20 protein-coding genes and 1 pseudogene are annotated in these 20,886 nt (G+C 66.6%); 3 read left to right on the forward strand and 18 right to left on the reverse strand.

What is annotated here, in order from left to right:
- Positions 1 to 105 precede the first annotated feature (105 nt).
- The 8 genes from ArtHe_RS14670 to ArtHe_RS14705 all read right to left on the reverse strand — a co-directional run bounded on the left by ArtHe_RS14670 (position 106) and on the right by ArtHe_RS14705 (position 8,834).
- The gene (locus ArtHe_RS14670; RefSeq protein ID WP_248317623.1) at positions 106 to 972 is read right to left on the reverse strand and encodes an ABC transporter permease subunit; all 867 of its coding nucleotides are present in this window, start codon (positions 970 to 972) and stop codon (positions 106 to 108) included.
- Positions 973 to 974: 2 nt separating this feature from the next.
- Positions 975 to 1,925 (reverse strand): ATP-binding cassette domain-containing protein, encoded by a 951-nt coding sequence (locus ArtHe_RS14675; RefSeq protein WP_248317624.1) that lies wholly within the window; start codon positions 1,923 to 1,925, stop codon positions 975 to 977.
- Positions 1,926 to 2,080: 155 nt separating this feature from the next.
- A complete protein-coding gene (locus ArtHe_RS14680; RefSeq protein ID WP_248317625.1) occupies positions 2,081 to 2,926 on the reverse strand; it encodes an ABC transporter permease in 846 nt (281 codons plus the stop codon).
- Complete coding sequence (locus ArtHe_RS14685; protein ID WP_248317626.1) at positions 2,923 to 3,870, reverse strand: ATP-binding cassette domain-containing protein; 948 nt, start codon at positions 3,868 to 3,870, stop codon at positions 2,923 to 2,925. Before ArtHe_RS14685 ends, ArtHe_RS14680 begins: the two co-directional genes overlap by 4 nt.
- Before the next feature lie 31 nt (positions 3,871 to 3,901).
- Positions 3,902 to 4,744, reverse strand: coding sequence for an ABC transporter permease (locus ArtHe_RS14690; protein ID WP_248317627.1), 843 nt, complete (start codon positions 4,742 to 4,744; stop codon positions 3,902 to 3,904).
- Positions 4,741 to 5,748: an ATP-binding cassette domain-containing protein gene (locus ArtHe_RS14695; RefSeq protein WP_248317628.1), complete on the reverse strand. Its 1,008-nt coding sequence runs from the start codon at positions 5,746 to 5,748 to the stop codon at positions 4,741 to 4,743. Before ArtHe_RS14695 ends, ArtHe_RS14690 begins: the two co-directional genes overlap by 4 nt.
- Before the next feature lie 148 nt (positions 5,749 to 5,896).
- Complete coding sequence (locus tag ArtHe_RS14700) at positions 5,897 to 7,180, reverse strand: MFS transporter (protein WP_349238360.1); 1,284 nt, start codon at positions 7,178 to 7,180, stop codon at positions 5,897 to 5,899.
- Positions 7,152 to 8,834: an ATP-binding cassette domain-containing protein gene (locus ArtHe_RS14705; RefSeq protein WP_248317629.1), complete on the reverse strand. Its 1,683-nt coding sequence runs from the start codon at positions 8,832 to 8,834 to the stop codon at positions 7,152 to 7,154. The genes ArtHe_RS14700 and ArtHe_RS14705 overlap by 29 nt, the downstream gene beginning before the upstream one ends.
- A gap of 101 nt (positions 8,835 to 8,935) precedes the next feature.
- Between ArtHe_RS14705 and ArtHe_RS14710 the strand changes: the two genes are divergently transcribed.
- Positions 8,936 to 9,256 carry a putative quinol monooxygenase gene (locus tag ArtHe_RS14710; RefSeq protein WP_066300389.1) on the forward strand — a complete coding sequence of 107 codons (321 nt, stop codon included), beginning with the start codon at positions 8,936 to 8,938 and terminating at the stop codon, positions 9,254 to 9,256.
- Between the two features lie 86 nt (positions 9,257 to 9,342).
- On the opposite strand, the gene ArtHe_RS14715 is transcribed toward ArtHe_RS14710, so the two are convergent.
- The 7 genes and pseudogenes from ArtHe_RS14715 to ArtHe_RS17905 all read right to left on the reverse strand — a co-directional run.
- A complete protein-coding gene (locus ArtHe_RS14715) occupies positions 9,343 to 9,618 on the reverse strand; it encodes a hypothetical protein (protein ID WP_248317630.1) in 276 nt (91 codons plus the stop codon).
- Between the two features lie 50 nt (positions 9,619 to 9,668).
- A complete protein-coding gene (locus tag ArtHe_RS14720; protein WP_248317631.1) occupies positions 9,669 to 10,751 on the reverse strand; it encodes a hypothetical protein in 1,083 nt (360 codons plus the stop codon).
- A 160-nt stretch (positions 10,752 to 10,911) separates the two neighbouring features.
- On the reverse strand, positions 10,912 to 12,357 hold the full coding sequence (locus tag ArtHe_RS14725) for an NAD(P)/FAD-dependent oxidoreductase (RefSeq protein WP_248317632.1): 1,446 nt from the start codon (positions 12,355 to 12,357) through the stop codon (positions 10,912 to 10,914).
- Positions 12,350 to 13,429, reverse strand: a complete 1,080-nt coding sequence (locus tag ArtHe_RS14730; protein ID WP_248317633.1) for a peptidoglycan bridge formation glycyltransferase FemA/FemB family protein — start codon at positions 13,427 to 13,429, stop codon at positions 12,350 to 12,352. The genes ArtHe_RS14725 and ArtHe_RS14730 overlap by 8 nt, the downstream gene beginning before the upstream one ends.
- Positions 13,426 to 14,871 carry a glycosyltransferase 87 family protein gene (locus ArtHe_RS14735; RefSeq protein WP_248317634.1) on the reverse strand — a complete coding sequence of 482 codons (1,446 nt, stop codon included), beginning with the start codon at positions 14,869 to 14,871 and terminating at the stop codon, positions 13,426 to 13,428. The genes ArtHe_RS14730 and ArtHe_RS14735 overlap by 4 nt, the downstream gene beginning before the upstream one ends.
- A 25-nt stretch (positions 14,872 to 14,896) precedes the next feature.
- On the reverse strand, positions 14,897 to 15,106 hold the full coding sequence (locus ArtHe_RS14740) for an Lrp/AsnC ligand binding domain-containing protein (protein WP_248317635.1): 210 nt from the start codon (positions 15,104 to 15,106) through the stop codon (positions 14,897 to 14,899).
- Positions 15,107 to 15,153: 47 nt separating this feature from the next.
- Positions 15,154 to 15,315, reverse strand: a pseudogene (locus ArtHe_RS17905) (AsnC family transcriptional regulator); the annotation flags it as partial.
- A 68-nt stretch (positions 15,316 to 15,383) separates the two neighbouring features.
- Between ArtHe_RS17905 and ArtHe_RS14750 the strand changes: the two are divergent.
- Both ArtHe_RS14750 and ArtHe_RS14755 read left to right on the forward strand, forming a co-directional pair.
- On the forward strand, positions 15,384 to 16,058 hold the full coding sequence (locus ArtHe_RS14750; RefSeq protein ID WP_248317638.1) for a LysE family transporter: 675 nt from the start codon (positions 15,384 to 15,386) through the stop codon (positions 16,056 to 16,058).
- A 172-nt stretch (positions 16,059 to 16,230) separates the two neighbouring features.
- Complete coding sequence (locus ArtHe_RS14755) at positions 16,231 to 17,316, forward strand: inositol-3-phosphate synthase (RefSeq protein ID WP_248317639.1); 1,086 nt, start codon at positions 16,231 to 16,233, stop codon at positions 17,314 to 17,316.
- 91 nt (positions 17,317 to 17,407) lie between these two features.
- Here the strand turns inward: ArtHe_RS14755 and ArtHe_RS14760 are convergent, their stop codons facing one another.
- The 3 genes from ArtHe_RS14760 to ArtHe_RS14770 form a co-directional block, all read right to left on the reverse strand.
- Entirely contained in the window at positions 17,408 to 19,075 is a 1,668-nt protein-coding gene (locus tag ArtHe_RS14760) for a formate--tetrahydrofolate ligase (RefSeq protein ID WP_248317641.1), read from the reverse strand.
- Positions 19,076 to 19,134: 59 nt separating this feature from the next.
- Complete coding sequence (gene mshA / locus ArtHe_RS14765; RefSeq protein WP_248317642.1) at positions 19,135 to 20,388, reverse strand: D-inositol-3-phosphate glycosyltransferase; 1,254 nt, start codon at positions 20,386 to 20,388, stop codon at positions 19,135 to 19,137.
- A gap of 129 nt (positions 20,389 to 20,517) precedes the next feature.
- The gene (locus tag ArtHe_RS14770; RefSeq protein ID WP_248317643.1) at positions 20,518 to 20,808 is read right to left on the reverse strand and encodes a hypothetical protein; all 291 of its coding nucleotides are present in this window, start codon (positions 20,806 to 20,808) and stop codon (positions 20,518 to 20,520) included.
- Between the last annotated feature and the right edge of the window lie 78 nt (positions 20,809 to 20,886).

A 20,886-nucleotide genomic window follows, 5' to 3' on the forward strand; every position in this document is an offset into this window, starting at 1 on the left:
CAACCAGAATGCGCCGGACATAACAGTGGAGGGGTCCGCGGCCGTTCGTTCCGCATTCCCCTCCACCGGGCTTTATCCGCTCACCGGGAGCAGGTTATTTCGGCGTTAGACGTCGCGCCGCTTCGTTACGACCAAGGCGATCGCCAGCAGGACCACTGCCCAGGCGGCCAGGACCAGCCCGCCCTGCCACTGGTTCAGTGCGCCCTCGGCGATGTCGAGGGCGACCAGTTGGTTACCGGCGTTGCTCGGGAGGAAGCGGGAGACGTCCTGGACCCACTCAACACTGAAGATCGAGGACAGGATCGGAAGGATCATCAGCAGGCCGATCGTGGTGACGACGCCGCCGGCGGTGCTGCGCAGCAGCGTGCCGATGGCGGTGCCAATGATTGCCACGAGTGCCAGGAAGGTCCCGGTGTTGATGATGCTGGGGATCATGCCCTCAACGTCAAGGGAGAATCCGAGGTCGGCACTGTTCAGGATCGGCATCCCGACAAAGTAGCTCAACAGCGCGGAAACCCCGCCGACGACGAACGCAATAACGGCGATGATCAGGGCCTTGCCCAGCAGGGCCGGGATCCGCTTGGGAACGGCGACCATGGTGGAACGGATCATCCCGGTGCTGTACTCGGAGGCGATCAAGACCACGGCCAGGGAGGCGATGAGCAGCTGACCGAAGATAAGCCCGGAGGTGGGAACCATGTGGGCCATGGCCTGCATGTCCATGGCGCCGCCCATCTGGGCCATCATTTCGGGACTGGCTTCAGCCATGATCTCTTTGCTGACAACCACGTTCCAGGCAAAGAAGGCGCCGAGGCCAACCATGACCACCAGGGTCGTCGCGATCAGGATCACGGTGGAGGGGACGGTGGTGACCTTGATCCATTCCGAGCGCAGGATCCGCGCGAAGTTCACGCCGCTGCCGTCGGGCCGGGCGGCCCGGCGGGAGGGAGCTGGTGCAGATGTGGTGCTCATTGTCAGTTTCCTTCCCCGGTGACACCGGCGGACGCCGGTTCCTGCGAGAATCCTTGGGACCTGTACTCGACGTCGTCCCGGGTCAGTTCCATGTACGCGTCTTCGAGCGAAACCTGGAGCGGTGTCAGCTCGGTCAGCAGGATCCGGCGATCGAGGGCGATCTCCGCAATTGCGCGTGAATCGGCGCCGCTGATCTCGAAGAGGCCGTCTTCCATCCGCTGGATCGTTGCGCCCTGCGCCTCGAGGACCGGCAGGAGTTCCTGTGCCCCCTCGGTCCGGACGCGGGTCCGCTGGCGGCCACCGCCGTCGATGATGTCCTGAATCGGAGCGTTGGCGATGATGCGGCCGCGCCCGATGACAATGAGGTGATCGGCCGTGACAGCCATTTCACTCATGAGGTGTGAAGACAGGAAAACTGTGCGTCCCTCCGCAGCGAGGCCGCGGGCGAGGTTGCGGACCCAGAGCACGCCCTCGGGATCCAGACCGTTGACGGGCTCGTCGAGGATCAGGGTCTGGGGGTCCCCCAGCATGGCGACGGCGATGCCCAACCGCTGGCCCATGCCTAGTGAAAAGCCGCCAACGCGCTTCTTCGCGACGGGTTCCAGCCCGGTCAACTCAATGACTTCGTTCACCCGTTTGTTGGAGATGCCGTGGGTGGCTGCCATGGCACGCAGGTGGTTGTAGGCGGAGCGGCGCGTGTGTACGGCCTTAGCATCCAGCAGGGCACCTGCCTCGTGCAAAGGCGCCTTGTGCTGGGCGTACCGGGCGCCGTTGACGGTGACAGTCCCAGCGGTGGGTCGGTCCAGGCCGACGATCATCCGCATGGTGGTGGATTTTCCAGCACCGTTCGGGCCCAGGAATCCGGTGACTTTACCGGGCTCGACAGTGAAGGAGATGTTGTCGACGGCGGTCTTGCTGCCATAGTGCTTGGAGAGGCCGTGTGCCTCGATCATAGTGATCCTCATCTAGGAGCGTACAAGTACAGGGTGTACGTCCACCCTATGCGGCGGACGTCCGCTGCGGACGGTTCCTAGGGATGAATGAGGGAAATCAGGCGTCCCCCTTAGGGATGACTCAGGGTCTTCACCGATACCCCGGATGCGAAAGCTCAAACGTCCCGCTTTTTTATGACGACGGCGGCAGCCGCCAGCAGCACGACCGCCCATCCCGCCAGGATCAGTCCGCCTTCCACCTGGTTGAACGCCTCCGGCTCGATTCGCGTGGCTACCAGCTGGGCCGCAGCGTTGCTGGGCAGAAAGCGGGCTGCGTCTGCCACCCAGTCCGCCAGGCCGGTGAGCAGGCCGGCGATGATGGGCAGCACGAACAGTGCGCCGACCAGCGTGACAACACCCCCGGCGGTGCTGCGCAGCAGAGCACCGATGGCTACGCCCATAACGGCAATCAGCGCAAGGACCGTGCCGGTATTGATGATGGCGGGCACCACCCCATCGGCGTCCAGCCCGAAACCGAGGTCCGAACCCGCGAGGATGGGCTGCGCCACCAGGTAGGTGGTGAAGGCCGCCAGGACACCGGTCAGGAAAGAGATGACGGCTATCACGAGTGTTTTGCCCAGCAGGGCGGGGATACGGGTGGGTATGGCCACCATGGTGGCCCGGATCATGCCGGTGGTGTACTCGGACCCGATCAGCACCACCGCCAGTGCAGCGATCAGCAGCTGGCCGAACGGCAGGCCTGCGGCCGGCACGTCGTAGGCTGCGCTCTGCAGGGACTGGCCGATCCCCTGGGGTGGGCCGGCCTCGGGATCAGTGGCCAGCGAAACGAGGCCCCAGGCAACCAGGGCGCCCAGCCCGACCATCACGGCGAAGCTCACAGCCAGCAGAATCACAGTGGAGGGCACTGTGGCCGTCTTGATCCATTCCGAGCGCAGGACGCGCCCGAACGTGACCGGCCGGCCGGTCCAGGTCCGCGGTGCCCGGGGCGCTGCCGTGCTCATGCGCTTTCTCCTTCGCCGGCCGGGAGCATTTGCGGATCGATCTGCCGGGACCGGTACTCGACCTCGCCGCCGGTCAGCTGCATGTACGCGTCTTCAAGGGTTTCCTGCTGCGGGATCAGCCCGGTAAGGAGGATGCCCCGGGAAAACGCTGCTTCGGCGATGCTGCGGGCGGACATACCGGTGATTTCGAGCTCGTCCGCCGCCCGTCGGCGTACCTCCACCCCGGCTGAGCCGACGGCGTTGGTCAGCGCATCGGCGTCGTCGGTCTGCACCAGGACGCGTTCCTGCCGGCCGCCGGCGAGCACCGTCTCGATCGGTGAGTCGGCCAGGATTCTCCCCCGGCCGATCACGATGAGGTGGTCGGCGGTGAGCGCCATCTCGCTCATCAAGTGGGAGGAGATAAACACCGTGCGGCCTTCCGCGGCAAGGCCCCTGACCAGATACCGCACCCACTTCACGCCCTCCGGGTCCAGACCGTTGACCGGTTCATCCAGGATCAGGGTCGCCGGGTCTCCCAGCAGCGCCACCGCAATGCCAAGCCGCTGTCCCATACCCAGTGAAAAGCCGCCAAGGCGTTTCCTGGCCACCGGCCCCAGGCCGGTCAGGTCAATGACTTCCCTGACCCGCGCGGCGGGTATACCTTCTGTCGCGGCCAGTGCCCGCAGATGGTTATAGGCGGTGCGCCGCGGATGGGCCGCCTTGGCTTCAAGCAGCGCACCGACTTCATGCAGCGGCATCGGGTGCCTGGCATACGGCTTGCCGTTGACGCTCACGCTCCCTGCCGTGGGATGGTCCAGGCCAACGATCAGCCGCATGGTGGTCGACTTCCCGGCCCCGTTGGGCCCCAGGAATCCGGTCACCTTCCCGGGCTGGACGGAGAAACTGATGCCGTCAACGGCGGTCTTGGCGCCGAAACGCTTGGTGAGTTCGTGTGCCTGGATCATATGGTGTCCTTCGAGTCGATTGGGACGGTTCCTAGCGGGAGCTCACAGCCTCAAACTTCCGCACGGCAAGCGGCACGAACGCCACGAGCATGATCGCCGAGCCGATGAGCACCGTGGTGATCGGATTCTGCATGGGCCAGGTATCCGGCACCGGCGTGGATCCGAGGTTGCCGAAGAGCTGCCGCACGGCCTGGACCAGGGCCGAGACGGGATTCCAGTCGGCGATGGTCCGCAGCGGTTCCGGCAGGGTGGAGCTCTGCACGAAGGCATTTGAAATGAAGGTGATGGGGAACAGGATGATGAAGGACGCGTTGTTGATCGCTTCCGGAGACCGCACGGACATTCCCAGCAGTGCCATCACCCAGCTGAAGGAGTAGGAGAACAGCAGCAGCAGTCCAACGCCGCCAAGGAAACTCCAAAAATCGGTGTTGACGCGCCAGCCGACCAGCAGGCCCGTCCCCATCATGATCACCATCGAGATGCTGTTCAGCACCAGGTCCGAGTTTGTCCGGCCGATCAGCACGGCCGATGGACTCATCGGGAGCGTGCGGAAGCGGTCGATGATCCCTTCCTTCAGGTCCTGAGCCATGGCCGAGCCGGAGAAGGTGGAGCCGAACACCACCGTCTGCGCGAAGATTCCGGCCATCAGGTACTGCGTGTAGTCGGTCCCCGCCACTTGGATGGATCCGCCGTATACCTGGCTGAACAGCAGCACGAACATGATCGGCTGCAGGACGGCGAACACCACCATGTCCGGCGTCCGGCGGATCTTGATCAAATTCCGTTTGGTCACCGTCCAGCCGTCCGAGGCCCAGCTGCCGGCGGTGGCGCCCTGGCTCGGCTGGAACGTGCGTGTCTGCGCTGCGGTGCTCATCGTGAGGCCTTCGCTTTCCCGGCGTCGTCCTTCTCCTCTTCGGCCACATGCCCGGTGAGCTTGAGGAAAACGTCATCCAAGGTGGGGCGCCGGATCCCGGCGTCGTGCAGTTCGATCCCCGCGGACTCAAGGTCGCGCAGGACCTGCTGGAGCGCCGACGGACCCTCGGTGACCGCTACTTCGAGGGTCCGGCCGTCGCTGGCGGTCTGGACTTCGCCGTTGCCGTACCGGGCCAGGACTTCCCTGGCCACACCGGCGTCGAATCCTTCCACCAGCGCCACGGCCACCCGGTGCCCGCCGATCCGGGCCTTGAGCTGGTCGGAGGTGCCTTCTGCGATGACCTTGCCGCCGTCGATGACGGCCACGGTATCCGCGAGCTGGTCAGCTTCCTCCAAGTATTGGGTGGTGAGCAGGAGTGTGGTCCCTCCGGCGACCAGGGATTTGATGACATCCCAGAGGGCCAGCCGGCTGCGCGGATCCAGGCCGGTCGTCGGTTCGTCCAGGAACAGGACCCGGGGCTCGTTCACCAGGGCGCCGGCCAGGTCCAGCCGGCGGCGCATACCGCCGGAATATCCTTTGACGGGCCGGTTGCCGGCGTCGGAGAGTTCGAACTGGTCAATGAGCTCGGCTGCCCGGGCCCGCGCCTTTCGGGTCGGCAGGTGGTAAAGCTTGCCCACCATCCGCAGGTTCTCGATGCCGGTGAGGTTCTCGTCCACAGCGGCGTACTGGCCGGAGACACCGATGATCCTGCGGACCTCCTTGGGGCGCGCTGCGACGTCGATCCCGTCAATGGAGGCGGTTCCGGCGTTGGGTTGGATCAGGGTTGTCAGCACCTTGACCGCTGTGGTCTTGCCGGCTCCGTTGGGGCCCAGGAGGGCGGTGACGGTTCCTTGGGGAACTCCGATATCGAGTCCGTCGAGGGCATGCACCGGCCCCGACTTGGATTTATAGATCTTGGTCAGCCCGCGGGCCTGGATCAGCGGATCCCGCCGGCCCTCAGACACGGGGTTTTGCTGTTGTTCAGGGTGTGGGGGGTTGTGGGGTAAGGACATGCGAACAGGGTAGAACCGGCCCCGGCCGCTGGGTAGGTCTTTTCAGGACAGGTTTTGTCCGCAAGGGAAGGTGCGTCAGAAAGTTGGCTGGATCTCTGCGTTACACGGCAGGATCCTGGGCGGTCTGCGGGCTCTTGCGGCGCTCGGCAGCGGCGGGAGCGAAGATGATCGAGAGCAGGATCGCGGCACCGACCACCAGCAGGGCATTGCGCAGGCCCCAGAGTTCGCCGAGGAAACCCAGCACCGGCGGACCGACGAAGAAGGCGGTGTAGCCCAGGGTGGAGACCACCGAGACCCGTCCGGCGGCAAGCGCGGGGTCATCCCCGGCCGCAGACATACCCATGGGGAAGCCCAGGGCGGCTCCGATCCCCCAGAGGATGACGCCGATGCCCGCCAGCCACAGGTTGGGCGCGGCCACGAACAGGACCAGTCCCACCAGTGAGGCGCTCATGCACAGGCGCAGCGCCCGTACCCGGCCCATCCGGTCGATCAGACGGGCGCCAAACCAGCGGGTGGCAGTCATGGCGGCAACGAAAACACCGAACATCACCGCGCCAGCGGTTTCCGAGGCGTGCAGCCCATCGACCGTGGCCTTGGCCACCCAGTCGTTGGCGGCGCCTTCCGTGAGTGCCGCCCCCAGGACGACGACGCCGATCAGCAGCGTGCGCCCTTCCTTCCACGCAGCGAAGCTGGACGGTTTGGCCACAGGTTCACCGTGTTCCTGCAGCGGAGCGTCCGGCAGGAAGGCCCGGGGAACCAGGATCACCAGGACGACGGCGATCACCACGATTCCGATCAGGTGCAGGGACAGGCTCACGCCGACGGCGGACAGCACCGCACCAATCATCGCCCCCACGAACGCGCCGCCGCTGAACGCTGCATGGAACTGGGGCATGACCGTCCGGTTCAGCCGGTGCTCAACCTCGGTCCCCTCGAGGTTCATGGCGACATCCCAGAGGCCGATCCCGGCTCCGAAGATCAGCAGCCCGCCGGCGGTCAGCGGGATGGAGGTCCAGGCCAGGCCAGCGGCGATCACCAGAGCGGCGAAGGACGCCAGCAGTCCTCCCAGCCGAACCGCGTTGGCCGTGCCGACCCGCTGGGCCACTGCCCCGGACAGGGGCAGGGAGGAGACCGATCCAACAGCAGAGAAGAGCAGCAATACGCCGACGCCGGCGGAGCCGATCCCCAGCGATTCGGCGGCAGCGGGAATCCGCGCTGCCCAGCTGGCAAAAATCATGCCGTTCAGTCCGAAGATGGCGAAAACGGCCAGTAGTGCCCGATCCAGTGATTTGGTTTGCACGTGCCCATTCTGGGACACGGCTGCCACCCATGGGAAATTCCTGTGCCGGCAGGGCTTACCGGGCCCGCTGGACCCGCTTCTCATCCCAGACCGGCTCTTCGGATTCGTAGACCTTGCCGTCGGAGCCGAAGACCAGGAACCGGTCGAAACTGCGGGCAAACCAGCGGTCGTGCGTTACCGCCAGGACCGTTCCCTCAAAGGCATCAATGGCTTTCTCAAGCGCCTCGGCAGAGTGCAGGTCCAGGTTGTCGGTGGGCTCATCCAGCAGCAGCAGCGTGGCTCCGGAGAGTTCCAGCAGCAGGATCTGCAGCCGCGCCTGCTGCCCTCCGGAGAGTGAGTCGTACTTCTGCTCGCCCTGCGAAGCCAGGCCGTAGCGATCCAGGGCGCCGGCCGCGGCTTCCCGTCCCAGCCCGGACCGGTGGTCGTCACCGCGGTGCAGGATGTCCAGCAGCGTTTTACCCAGCAGGTCCTGGCGCATCATGGTCTGGGCAAAGAACCCGGGCCGAATCCGCGCGCCGAGCTTTACCGATCCCTCATGCGGGACGGGCGCGATTTCCACCTCGGAGACAGGTTCGTGTTCCTTGTCCGGATCGCTGCCGCCCAGGGCCAGCAGCCGCAGGAAGTGTGACTTTCCGGAACCGTTGGAGCCCAGGACTCCCACCCGGTCGCCGAACCAGATCTCGGTGCTGAACGGTTTCATCAGACCGGTGAGCTCAAGCTTCTGCGCCACGACCGCGCGCTTGGCGGTCCGGCCGCCGCGCAGCCGCATCTGCACATTCTGTTCAATCGGCAGCGCTTCGGGCGGCCCTGCCTCCAGGAACTTCGCCAGCCGGGTCTGGGCTGCGTGGTACCGGTTGGCCATGTCGGAGCGGAAGGCCGCTTTGTTCTTGTACATGTTGACGAGTTCCTTGAGCTTGACGTGCTCCTCGTCCCAGCGCCGGCGCAGCTCCTCGAACCGGGCGTTCCGGTCCTCGCGGGCCTGGACGTAGCTTTCGAACCCGCCACCGTGGATCCAGGCCGAGGCTCCGTTGATCCCCGGCTCCAGGGTGACGATCCGGGTAGCGGCATTGGCCAGCAGTTCCCGGTCGTGGCTGACGAACAATACCGATTTCTTCGATTCGGCCAGTTTCGCTTCGAGCCAGCGCTTGCCCGGGACGTCCAGGTAGTTGTCCGGTTCGTCCAGCAGCAGCAGCTGGTCCGGGCCGGAGAACAATGCTTCCAGGACCAGCCGTTTCTGCTCGCCGCCGGAGAGCGTGCTGGCTTTGCGGTACTGCGCCCGGTCGAACGGCATCCCCAGGGATGCCATGGTGACCTCGTCCCAGACGGTTTCCTGCTCGTACCCGCCCACGTCTCCCCAGTCCGCGACCGCCTGGGCATAACGCATCTGGGTGGGTTCGTCGTCGTTCTCCAACATGGCCAGTTCCGCGTCGTCCACCGCCCGGGCAGCCGCAGCCAGCACCGGCGGGGCAGCGGACACAAGCAGGTCGCGGACCGTGCTGCCGTCACGGACCTGGCCGACGAACTGGCGCATGATGCCCATGTTCCCGGAGCGTGAGACGGTGCCTTCGTCGGGCTTGACCTCGTCCGAGATGATCCGCAGCAGGGTCGTTTTGCCGGTGCCGTTCGGTCCGATCAATGCCGTCTTATGGCCGTCGCCGACCTTGAAGCTGACACCACTGAGCAGCTGCCGTCCGTCGGAGAGGAAGTAGTCAATGTTGGATACGTCGAGATGAGCCACGCATCCATCCTCCCATCCGGCGGGCTGGCTCCGGCCAGCGTGACGGCGGCGCCGGGCGGGGCATAGGATTGCTGTCCCGTTCCCAACCGAAAGCAGGAGAGATGATCTTCATTGTCGTTAAGTTCAAGGTCAAGCCGGAGTGGAATGACCGGTGGCCGGAACTCACCGCCAATTTCACTGCTGCCACCCGGTCCGAACCCGGGAACCTGTGGTTCGACTGGTCCCGCAGCCTGGAGGACCCGAACGAGTATGTCCTGGTGGAGGCGTTTAAGGACGACGCCGCAGCAGCCCACGTGAACAGCAGCCACTTCCAGCAGGCCATGAAGGATATGGTCCAGGCCCTGGAGGAAACCCCGCAGATCATCAACACGGTCATCGAGGGCGAGGACTGGTCCCGGATGGGCGAACTCACCGTCGATTAGGGCTGTCGAGCAGGGCACCGTCCGCCTGGGCGGCCAGCGGAAAACTCTCAGCCGGCTACCCCGGCGGGAGGGGACATCCGGAGGGTTCAGTCCTCCGGCGTGTATCCCGCCCGCTCCAGCATTTCGCGCAGGTCCACCACGGTCTGTTCATCGATGTCCTTGCCCCGCGGCGGGGTGAGGACATCGGTGCGGCCCGCCAGGGTGACCTCGTACTTGCCGTTATGTTCCCGGGTGGTGTCAGCGACCGCCTCAAGCAGGGAACGCACCCGTTTCCACTCGATGTTGTGGGATACAGGGTGGCGCAGGATCTGGTTCAGCGTGTCCCGGTGATGGTTGTTCAGGTGCTCCGGTGTTTCCGTCATGGCAACCTCCTCCCTCAAGTTCGCCACGCGCCGGGCGGCAGTGCAAGGGGCTACGGCCGGAAGTCGAGCTTCAGCGAGTCCCCGGCCAGCTCGAGCTCCGAGCTGAAGGGAATATTCACCAGGTCGGACCGGGTCTCCCAGCGCCCGTCTCCGGCGGCGTCCTCCTGGTACGTCACCCGGGCTTTACCGCCGGTGGCGTAGACGGACAGGCCGGATGCCGGAGTGCCCGTGATCCGGTAGACGGGAGCCTTTTCCGCCGTCCACTCCACGGCACGGTGGCCTGCGGTGCCGCCGCCGGACGTGTAGGCCGAATTCGGGCAGGCCGCCGGAGCTGTCTCGGCGCGGTGCAGGCAGTCCTGAAGGTAGGCGTCTCCCTGGGCCTGCACCTCGGCGGCAAGTTCCGGCGTCACGGCGGCAACCAGGCGGACCGGTCCGGGATCCCCGGCCATACCGGGTTCCACCAGGACAGTATGCGGGCTTCCGTAGGTGAGATAGCGGCTGTCGGGGCCCTGGAGCCGGTAGCGTCCCGGGAGCAGCCTCACCTCGACCGTGCCGGCGCCGGACTGCGGCAGCTGGACGTCCCGCCCGTTGATCCTGACCGCCCCGGCTCCCTCCGGAACCGTTACCGCCACCGTCCGCGCTGCAGTGTGCTGCAGCTGCCAGCCGGTGAAGACCAGCAACCGCTGTCCGTCGTCACTGAGCTCAAACTCCACCGTGGAGCGGCCGCCGTTCTGCTCAAGCTCAGCGCGGACCACCGCTTCGCTGCCGTTGATTTCTTCGCCAAGCACTTCATAACCGGTAATCCGGTTCTCCGCCGCGGCGTAGATGCCCTCGTCCGCCGGGGTCAGGGCTTCCGACGGCGGCAGCAGCTCGATGGCCGCAGCCTGGTCGCCCGAGGCCAGGGCCGCCAGATACGCCTTCACCTGGGCCTGCGGGCTGAAAACATCGTGGCTGAGGAAACGGAACCCGATGATCCCAGCAGCTGCCAGCAGCACCACCCCCGCAGCGGTCAGCACGACGGCGGCATTCCGGCCAGCGCGGCGGGCCCGCCGGCGGCTGCGCGGCCGAAGGCCGGTGGCGGGTGTTCCATCACCGGGGCGGCTCCGCGGGCGCTCTGGTGTTGAAACGGTCATCGGCTGGTCCCCCGGTCAAGCTCTGGCTGCCGTCCCAGGCAGCGGCGGCACCTCTCAAGATACAGCCTGTGGACACCGGAATCCCCGCAGGCCCGGCAACGGCGCTTCGCCGTGCCGGAGTGTGCGCCGGTCTGACGGCAGGCCCCGTCAGGGCCGGCCGTCAACGGGCAGGAGCAAGGTCCGGAACGGGCAGGCCAAAAACCTGCCGCAGGGCCAGCGCGGCCGCATGGTAGCCGCCCATTCCGTGAACTCCCGGTCCCGGCGGAGTGGACGCGGAGCACAAATACACCCCGGGCACCGGCGTGCCCCAGGGTGCCCGGGACGCCACGGGCCGCCGGATCATCTGCGGCAGCGTCACCGCGCCGGCCCCGAAGTCCCCGCCCACGTAATTCTCGTTGTACGCGGCGAGTCCGGCCGCCGTCGTCGCCTGCGAGTCCACGATGAGGTCCCGGAATCCCGGTGCGAACCGCTCGATCTGGGCAGTAACCGCCGCGGTCATGTCCCGCTCGGAACCCGCCGGCACATGGCAGTAGGACCAGAGGACGTGCCGGCCCTCCGGTGCGCGCGAGGCGTCGAAGCTGCTGGGCTGGGAAAGCAGTACGTACGGGCGTTCCGGATGCCGGCCGGCGGCTACCTCCGCCTCGGACGCCGCCGTCTCGGTGCGGGTTCCGCCCAGGTGCACGGTTCCGGCACCGGCCACTTCCGGATTGGACCAGGGCACCGGTCCGGAGAGGATGTAGTCGACTTTGCAGGCGGCGTTGCCGTAGCGGAAGTTCTCCAGGCGGCGGGCGTACCGGGGCGGCAGCCGGTCCCCGGCGAGGCGCAGCAGCCCCGCCGGTGAGGTGTCCAGGATGACTGCGCGGGATCCGGCAACCTCGGCAAGCGAGTTCACCCGGTGTCCGGTTTCCAGGTCTCCCCCGTGCACCCGCAGGTCCGCCACCAGGGCGTCGGAGATCGCCTGCGATCCGCCTTCCGGGATGGGCCAGCCCACGGTATGGGCCAGCAGTGCCAGGAGCAGACCGCCTCCGGCCGACGGAAGGGAGGGAAGCCGGCCCACGGGGTGGGCCATCACACCGGTCAGCAATGCCGGGGCAGCGTCGCCTGAAAAGCGGCGGTTCCAGGCCGGGCTTCCCTGTTCCAGGGCTGCCAGGCCGAACCGCAGGGCAGCGGCAGGATTGCGCGGCAGGCTCAGCAGCGGATTCATCAGCAGTGCGGTGATGGCCTCGGAATGCCGGACCAGCGGGCGCATCAGTGCACCAAATGCCTGCCCGTCCGGTCCCAGGCCCAGGATGGTGTGCTCCAGGCTGCGGTAGGCGACGGCGGCGCGGCCGCCATCGAGCGGCTGGGCGTAGGACGCCTCCGGAATGGTGAGCCGGATCCGCTCCGCCAGGCCGAAAGCGCGGAAGAACGGTGCTGCCAGCGCCATTGGGTGGACGGCCGAGCAGACGTCGTGGAAGTGTCCGGGGCGGATCAGTTCCTGGGTGCGGGTGCCCCCGCCCGCGGTGGGCGCCGTGTCCAGGACCTGCACGGAAAGTCCGGCGCGGGCCATGGTCACAGCTGCGGCCAGGCCGTTCGGCCCGGATCCCACCACGGTCACATCAGTCACGGCGGGCCTTTGCTGCGGCCGGCAGCTGCTTCAGCCGCCCCAGGGCTCCCTTGAGGGCGGACGGTGCTTCCCGCCGGATGCGCAGGGCGCTGGCGAGGATCCGGTAGCGGGCCGGTTTCAGCGGAATGTCGTAGGTGGTGGGGACGGTGACAATGGTCTTGGAGAAGTTCCGCTTGAAGGTGGTGACGTTCGCCAGCGAAGGGTAATTTTCGCTCTCGATGCCGGTCAGGCCGCAGGCAGTGTTCCCGGCCTCCTTGAGTACCTTGAAGGCTTCCCAGAGCAGCAGATACGGCGCATTGGTCTTGCGGGCATCCCGGGAACTGGCGGCGAAATAGTAGACGGCGTAGCCGCGGTACTCGGTGGTGATCAGCCAGGACACCGGTTTGCCGTCGACGTAGGCGACCATCAGGCGCAGGTAGTCACCGAGCTCGTCCAGCAGCGTTTCGTAAAACGCGGAGTCGAAGCTGGAGAAACCGTCGCGCGCCGCGGTTTCCTGCATGATCGGGAACAGCTCGGTGCGGAAGACCGTGGTCCACTGCTCCCGCTCCACCGTGCGCACATCCACGCCCAGCTTCTCGGCCTTGCGGATCAGGTTGCGGGCATTCGGGCGGAAAGCGGCGGAGATTTTCTCGGTCTCCGGTGACAGGTCGACGACGATCTCGCGCTCGTACCAGCCGTGTTCCAGCGGTCCGGTGACCGGCGGCTGCTGGTGCTCCACCTGCATCCGGACGTACAGCGGATCCACGGCCGGGTCCGCGCGGAACTGGTCCTGCACGGTCTGCACCAGCCTGGCTTCGGCCTCCGGCGTCCGTTCGCTGAACCAGGTGGGGCCGTTCACGGCAACCAGGGACGGGCGGAAACGGCGGGAGGAACGCAGGAAACTTGCGGTGGCAACCAGCTTGCCGCCGTCGTAATAGGCCCAGATCCCGTAAGGATCACGGCCAAGCCGGGTCTCGAAATCCGCCCAGTACGGGGTCTGCTCCAGCGGAATAACAACGTCGGGATGCCGTTCTGCCAGGGCATCGAAGTCCTCACGGGACAACTGCTGGAAACGGTAGGGAGCGGGTGTCACAGTGCTTCTTTCGCCGGGGCTTCGTCCGTTTCCAAGGGTACCCGAGGGCGGCGCCGGAGCCCGATCCGCCAGCGGTCCGCTGCATGGTCGAAAGGCCCGCCCTGCGGGTCGTCGATGTCCAACCGGCGGACCGGGTCTGTCCGCGGATCCAGGATGTCTCCCACCACCCGGGCCATCAGATACAGGGTGGCGCTCATGTGTCCGATGACGGACAGGACGAACCACCCCGAGTCCAGGTTGTTCTCCGGCGGGCCGCCGCCGATCACTGCAGCCAGGTACAGCCAGATAGCCCACCAGTGCATCACCTCGAAGAACTGCCAGATGAGGAAGTCGCGCCAGCGCGGCCGCGCCAGGGCCAGCAGGGGCACAAGCCACAGCACAAACTGGGGTGAATAGACCTTGTTGGTGAGGATGAACGCCGCGACGATCAGGAAGGCGAGCTGGGCCAGCCGGGGCCTGCGCGGGGCTGCCAGGGCCAGGACGGCGATCCCCGCGCAGGCCAGGGCGAACAGGAAGTAGGCCCAGAAGGTGATGAACTCCGGGCTGACGGCCCGCTCGGGAAAGGTAATGTCCCAGGCCTGCCAGACGCTGGAGTTCCCTGAGCCGCGGTCACGGGAGAACTCATAGAAGTGTTTCCAGCCCGGATAGTCCCGCAGCATAAAGGGCACGTTCACCACCAGCCAGGTCCCCGCGGTGGCGGCAAAGGCCAGGAGGGCTGCCCGGAACTTGAGCGTTCGCAGCGCCAGCACCAGCACGGCTCCCAGGATCAGCACCGGATAGAGCTTCAAGGCCGTTCCCAGACCCAGGAAGATCCCCGCTGCAACCGGCTTGTTCCGCGCGAACGCCAGCATTCCAAGTGCCGCGAGCATCACCGCCCAGATATCCCAGTTAATGAAGACAGACAGGATCACGGCCGGGGCCACGGCCACCATGGCCGCGTCCCAGGGGCGCCGGTTGGCCATCCGCATGGTCGCCACGACCGTCACGATCCAGGCGATGGTGGCAAAAACGGCGTTCAGGTCGAAGTACAGCAGGCCACGGGATTCGGCGCCGGCCGGAACCAGCCAGGCCACGAAACCGGCCAGGAGACCAAGCAGCACCGGATACTCGAATTCGGAGCCGGCACTGATGAACGGGTAGATCCCCTCCCCCAGGCCGCGTGCGCTGAACAGTGCAGGCCAGTCCGAATAGCAGGCCATGTAGAACTGGTTGGACCAGCCGCTGAGCCGGCAGGGGGTTTTGGCCAGCAGGGCAACCAGGGCTGCCCCGGTGGTTAGGAGGATGAGCACCCGCTCCACGGTGAAGAAGCCCGGGGAAACGACGCCCGGGGCGGTGAAGCGGCCCAGCGGCCCGCCGATACCTTCGGTGAAGCGGCGCAGCAGCCGGTCGTTTCGGCTGGGGACGACGATGCGCAGCGGCCGCCGGCGGAGCTTGGGATCCATGCCTTCCAGTATGCAGGCGTGCCGTTCAGCGCAGGGCCAGCCTGGTTTGGGTCTGAATGGCCCCGGAACCCGTCTTGAGCCGGTGCAGCAGCTCGTCCAAGGCCTTCATGGTGGGCACACCGACCCGCAGGAGGTAGTCATAGGGGCCTGTCACATGCACTGCCTCCTGGACCGCCGGGTCATTCCGGGACCACTCCAGGAAGGAGCGGGAATCCGTCTCCGGCTTGAGCCGCACGTGATGAAGGCCTGCAGTCCCGGGCCTGCGTCCGGGGCCTCCGAGCCGAGGATGGCCCGGTAGCCGAGAATGATGCCGCTGGCTTCCAACCGGCGGACGCGTGCTGCGGCCGCGTTGGTGCTCAGGCCGACCCGGCGGCCCAGCTCGCTGTACGTGATCCGCGCTTCGCTCTGCAGGATGCTGAGTATATTGCTGTCTGTATCGTCCACGCCGCGATTCTAACCACCCCACCGCTCAAAGTGAGGCGCTGCCCGGCGGTGAGCCGCACAGTGCAGGGATGGACGTTCTCTCATCACTGGCAGCGGGCGTGGTCGCCGGGTTTGGCGTGGCCGCACCGCTGGGTGCCATCGGCATCCTGCTGCTGCGCGAAGGGCTGACGGCGGGCTTCCGGGCGGCCGCACCGGCGGCGTTTGCCGTCGCACTCGTTGACACGGTGTACTGCACCCTGGCCGTCTTTGCCGGTGCCGCTGCCGCTCCGCTCGCCGCGTCCTGGGGCTCCCTGCCGGCCGTGGCTGGAGGAACCGCGCTCATTCTGCTGGGCCTGGCAGGCATCCGGCAGACCTGCCGCGGCGTCCCGCGGCCGGCCGCCGCCGCCGGCGCCCCGGCCCCGGCTCCGGCGGAGACGGAGGCGAACCGGCGGGCAGTCCGGGCAGCCAAACACCGGGGGCGCTTTGCTCTCTTCGTGGCATTAACCGCGGTCAACCCGGTGACCCTGCTGTATTTTGCGGCCCTGGCGGCCGGGCTCCGGGACCTCCTGGCGCCGCCTGCCGGCCCTGCCGCGTTTATCACGGGAGTGGCGGCGGCGTCCCTCAGCTGGCAGTTGGGCCTGGTCTTCTCCGGCGCGTTCCTGCGGGGCCGGGCCAGCCCGGCGGTGCAGCGCGGCCTCTCGCTGGCAGGGCACTCGGCCGTCGCAGTCCTGGGGGCTGCCGCCGTCGTTATCCCGCTTCTGTGACGTTGCCTCCCGCTTCGTGACCAGGCCGCCGCCGGGCAGCCTGCCGCGGACTGGAGGTGCCCGCAGGCCCGGGCAGCTGGAAGCGGGCCGCATGTGACCAGATTAACAAAGTAGACTGAGGCAGTTGCCTGCGCCGCGTGCGGCGGCATATGAATGTCTTCAAAGGAGAACAGTGGCAAAGAATCCCATCCGGGTGGCAATCGTTGGTGTTGGAAACTGCGCTGCATCGCTGGTGCAGGGCGTCCGCTACTACCGCGATGCCGACCCGACAGCAACCGTCCCGGGCCTGATGCATGTCCAGTTCGGCAAGTACCACGTCAACGATGTGCAGTTCGCGGCCGCATTCGACGTTGACGCGAAGAAGGTCGGTCTTGACCTCGCGGACGCCATCGGCGCAAGCGAGAACAACACGATCAAGATCTGTGACGTCCCGGAGACGGGCATCAAAGTCCAGCGCGGCCATACCCTGGACGGCCTGGGCAAGTACTACCGGGAGACCATCACCGAATCCGATGAGGAACCGGTGGACATTGTGGCTGAGCTCAAGGCCGCCGACGTCGATGTGATGGTCTGCTACCTGCCCGTCGGTTCCGAGGCAGCGGCCAAGTTCTACGCCCAGTGCGCCATTGATGCCGGCGTCGCCTTCGTCAACGCGCTGCCCGTCTTCATTGCCGGGACCAAGGAGTGGGCGGATAAGTTCACCGCTGCGGGCGTGCCGATCGTCGGCGATGACATCAAGAGCCAGATCGGCGCCACCATCACCCACCGGGTGATGGCCAAGCTCTTCGAAGACCGCGGCGTCACGCTGGACCGGACCTACCAGCTCAACGTCGGCGGCAACATGGACTTCAAGAACATGCTGGAGCGGGAGCGGCTGGAATCCAAGAAGATCTCCAAGACCCAGGCTGTGACCTCCAACGTCGAGGCCGAGCTCTCCGCGAACGACGTACACATCGGCCCGTCGGACTTCGTCGCCTGGCTCGATGACCGCAAGTGGGCCTTCGTCCGCCTGGAAGGCCGCAACTTCGGCGATGCCCCGGTCTCGCTGGAGTACAAGCTGGAAGTGTGGGACTCGCCCAACTCGGCCGGCGTGATCATCGACGCCGTCCGCGCCGCGAAGATCGCCCTGGACCGCGGTGTCGGCGGCCCGATCCTTTCCGCGTCGAGCTACTTCATGAAGTCCCCTCCGGAGCAGTACAACGATGACATCGCCCGCGACAAGGTGGAGCAGTTCATCCGCGGCGAGGTCGAGCGCTAAGCCCCGCTCGCCAAGCTCAACAAACCAGCAAAAGGTGGCCCTCCCAGCGGGAGGACCACCTTTTTGGCTGTTCCGGGAGGCTTCGGAAGGCCTAGAACAGGCCCGACGGCGTGCCGTCCGGTGCCACGCCCATCCGCAGTGCCGCCGGTGATTTTGGCAGGCCCGGCATGGTCATGACCGCCCCGGTCAGTGCCACGATGAAGCCGGCACCGGTTTTGGGCACCAGGTCCCGGACATGCACGGTGAATCCTTCGGGCGCACCGAGCTTGGTTACGTCGTCCGAGAAGGAGTACTGCGTTTTGGCCATGCAGACCGGGAAATGCTCCCAGCCGTTGGCCCTGATCTCCTCCAGCCGGCGCAGCGCGGGCACGGAGAACTCCACGCCGTCCGCACCGTAGATCTCCTGGACCACCGTGCGGATCTTCTCCTCCACGCTCATCTGCAGCGGATACAGCGGGCTGAAAGCGGACGGCTTCTCCAGGGCAGCCAGGACCTTCCCCGCAAGCTCATCCCCGCCCGGACCGCCGCCCCCGCCGGCCCACACATCAGCGACGGCCGCTTCCACTCCCTCCTGTGAACACCACTCCAGCAGCCAGTCCAGTTCCTGCTGGGTGTCGGAGGTGAAGCGGTTGACCGCCACCACCGGATTCAGCCCGAACTTGGCAATGTTGCGCAGGTGCCGGCGCAGGTTGGCCGTCCCGGCCTCGAGGCCCGCCTGGTTGGCTTCGCCCAGCCGGTCCCGCGGCACACCTCCGTGCATCTTCAGCGCCCGGATGGTCGCCACGACCACCACGGCGTCGGGAGCCACGTCCGCTGCGCGGGAGGTGATGTCCATGTACTTCTCCGCCCCCAGATCGGCGCCGAAACCGGCTTCCGTCACGACGACGTCGGCCAGGTCCCGGGCCAGTGAGGTGGCGATCACTGAGTTGCAGCCGTGCGCGATGTTCGCAAAAGGACCGCCGTGCACCAGGGCCGGTGTCCCCGCGATGGTCTGCACCAGGTTGGGCTTCAGCGCATCCTTGAGCAGCAGGGCCAAGGCACCCTGGACCCCCAGGTCCGCTACGGTTACGGGCCGGCGGTCGTAGGTATAGCCGACCGTGACCAGGGCGAGCCTGCTGGTGAGGTCCTCGAGTCCCGTGGCAAGGCAGAAAATGGCCATCACCTCGGACGCCACGGTGATGTCGAACCCGTCCTCGCGCGGTGTGCCCTGGCCGGGACCGCCGAGTCCGATCACCACGTTGCGCAGGGACCGGTCATTCATGTCCAGGACCCGGCGGAACGTGATGCGGCGGGGATCGATCCCAAGCTCGTTGCCCTGGTAAATGTGGTTGTCCACCAAGGCGGCCAGGGCGTTGTTGGCGCTGGTAATGGCGTGGAAGTCCCCCGTGAAGTGCAGGTTGATTTCCTCCATCGGAATGACCTGGGAATACCCGCCCCCGGTGGCGCCGCCTTTCATGCCCAGGACCGGGCCCAGGGACGGTTCCCGCAATGCGATGACAGTCCGGCGGCCGGCACGCGCCAGGGCGTCGCCCAGGCCGACAGTGACCGTTGATTTACCCTCCCCCGCCGGCGTTGGGCTCATGGCTGTAACCAGGACAACCTTGCCCTTTTCCTCGCGGGCCGGGATCAGGTGCGGATCCACCTTGGCCTTGTACCGGCCATAGAGTTCAAGCGCCTCATCGGGAATGCCGGCGGCGGCGGCGATGGATGTGATCGGCTGCAGGGTCGCGGCGCGGGAGATATCGAGGTCGTTGGCCATAGGACAACGCTCGCACCAGCCCCGTTATGCGTCAATCCAAGCCGTGGCGCGTCGGAGCGTCAGTTTCGGACGGACTGCGCGGAGGCCTGGTCGGCAGCCCGCCGGTAGCCCTGCGTGGTGAGCATCGCGGTGCGCTGCCAGCCGAACGCCCGGGCGTGTACAGCAGCGGAGCGGCCCAGTTCGGCCCGCCAGGACTGGTGGTCGTAGAGCGTTTCGAGCTCCGCGGCCCAGCGCGCCGGATCGTGCCCCTGGACCAGGATTCCGGTCCGGCCGGAGCTGACCGCCTTGGGCAGGCCACCGACGTCGGCTGCGATGACCGGGGTCCCGCAGGCCTGGGCCTCCAGCGCCACCAGGCCAAAGGATTCGCTGTAGGAAGGCACCGCAACGACGTCGGCGGAGCGGAACCAGCCGGCGAGCCCGCCCGCTGCGATGGGTGGACGCAGCTGCACCGTTCCCTCCAGTGCCAAGGACGCGACGGCGGCTTCCAGGTCCAGGACCTCGGACCCGCTGGGGGCACCGAGGATGCTGATCCGGAGCGGAATGTCCGGGCGGGCGGTCCGCAGTTTCGCAGCAGCTTCCACCAGCACCTGGGGTCCCTTCATCCGCTGGATCCGCCCGGCGAACACCACGTGGAACTCTTCCCGGCGGATCCCGTGCAGCGGTTTCGCCAGCGCACGGCCGGCCGGGGAGAACACCTCAAGGTCAACGCCGGGCGCCACCACATCGATGGCTGACTCGCTGGCCCCGTACCAGGTGGCAAGTTCCGAGGCTTCGGTGGTGGTGTTGGCGATCAGGCGGGCCGCGGAGTCAACAATGTCCTGCTCCCCCTGGATCCGCACCTGCGGTTCGGCACGCTCACCGGGCTGCAGCTGGACGTTCTTTACCCTGGCCATGGTGTGCATGGTGTGGACCAGGGGGACATCCCATTGGCGTGCCAGCGCCAGTCCGGCAATCCCGGAAACCCAGTAGTGGGAATGGAGGACGTCGTAGCGTCCATGCTCCTGCAGGCCGCGTGCAGCTGCGCTGATGCCCTCGGCCAGCTCTTCCGCCAGTCCGGGCAGCACTTCCTTGGGAAGGCGGCGCCGGGGTCCGGCGGTGATGTGGCGAACGGTTGCTCCCGGAGCGATCTCCACTGCCGGCGGCTGGTCCGGCGCCGAGGCGCGGGTGAAAATGTCCACCTGCACGCCCATCTTGGCCATCTGGACGGCCACGGAACGAACGTAAACGTTCATTCCGCCTGCGTCGCCGGAACCAGGTTGTTCGAGTGGAGAGGTATGCAGCGAGAGCATGGCCACCCGGTTAACCTGGGGCACAGCACTCCCTTCGTCGCTGGCCTGTGTTCCCTACCTATCGACCATACAACGCGAGAAGGCCCGGCTTTGTTTCCTGACCGGGTGGCCGCTGTCTGATGACAACGGCCACCGGAGGCCTGGCAGGCACCGTCACAGCCGGCTGCGGCTGTTGACGTAGTAGGTGAGGAGGTTGAACTGGCGTTCTTCCTGCTCCTGCAGCGACTCCTGGCTTGCTGCCAGCTTGATGGCCAGAAGTTTGATGGCTCCGCGGCGGAGGAGGGCACCGGCCACCCTGCGCACCAGCTCGGCTGGACCGGCCCGGCGTGCATCCGTGCCGGCAGCACGCCGGGCTTCTTTCCTTGGAATCGGAGGCGGCTGCGCGGGAGGGTGAACAGATTTCTCGTCGTTCAGCCCTAAAAAGGGCAGGTTGATATAAGGCATGGAAATACTCCGAAGAATGGCGCGCTAAAAGCGCGGAAATAAAAAGGCTAAGAAAGGAAAAGTGCAGTCAGATTCAAT

Origin of the sequence: Arthrobacter sp. Helios (assembly GCF_023167125.1) — a bacterium.
GTDB classification, from domain to species: domain Bacteria; phylum Actinomycetota; class Actinomycetes; order Actinomycetales; family Micrococcaceae; genus Arthrobacter_B; species Arthrobacter_B luteolus.

What these genes read in the sequence shown, in the direction of transcription:
- ArtHe_RS14675 (WP_248317624.1), bottom strand. Translation starts at nt 1,925, where the DNA reads ATGATCGAGGCACACGGCCTCTCCAAGCACTATGGCAGCAAGACCGCC.
- ArtHe_RS14710 (WP_066300389.1), top strand. Translation starts at nt 8,936, where the DNA reads ATGATCTTCATTGTCGTTAAGTTCAAGGTCAAGCCGGAGTGGAATGAC.
- ArtHe_RS14680 (WP_248317625.1), bottom strand. Translation starts at nt 2,926, where the DNA reads ATGAGCACGGCAGCGCCCCGGGCACCGCGGACCTGGACCGGCCGGCCG.
- ArtHe_RS14735 (WP_248317634.1), bottom strand. Translation starts at nt 14,871, where the DNA reads ATGGATCCCAAGCTCCGCCGGCGGCCGCTGCGCATCGTCGTCCCCAGC.
- ArtHe_RS14770 (WP_248317643.1), bottom strand. Translation starts at nt 20,808, where the DNA reads ATGCCTTATATCAACCTGCCCTTTTTAGGGCTGAACGACGAGAAATCT.
- ArtHe_RS14685 (WP_248317626.1), bottom strand. Translation starts at nt 3,870, where the DNA reads ATGATCCAGGCACACGAACTCACCAAGCGTTTCGGCGCCAAGACCGCC.
- ArtHe_RS14700 (WP_349238360.1), bottom strand. Translation starts at nt 7,180, where the DNA reads ATGAGAAGCGGGTCCAGCGGGCCCGGTAAGCCCTGCCGGCACAGGAAT.
- ArtHe_RS14750 (WP_248317638.1), top strand. Translation starts at nt 15,384, where the DNA reads ATGGACGTTCTCTCATCACTGGCAGCGGGCGTGGTCGCCGGGTTTGGC.
- ArtHe_RS14760 (WP_248317641.1), bottom strand. Translation starts at nt 19,075, where the DNA reads ATGGCCAACGACCTCGATATCTCCCGCGCCGCGACCCTGCAGCCGATC.
- ArtHe_RS14715 (WP_248317630.1), bottom strand. Translation starts at nt 9,618, where the DNA reads ATGACGGAAACACCGGAGCACCTGAACAACCATCACCGGGACACGCTG.
- ArtHe_RS14720 (WP_248317631.1), bottom strand. Translation starts at nt 10,751, where the DNA reads ATGACCGTTTCAACACCAGAGCGCCCGCGGAGCCGCCCCGGTGATGGA.
- ArtHe_RS14670 (WP_248317623.1), bottom strand. Translation starts at nt 972, where the DNA reads ATGAGCACCACATCTGCACCAGCTCCCTCCCGCCGGGCCGCCCGGCCC.
- ArtHe_RS14690 (WP_248317627.1), bottom strand. Translation starts at nt 4,744, where the DNA reads ATGAGCACCGCAGCGCAGACACGCACGTTCCAGCCGAGCCAGGGCGCC.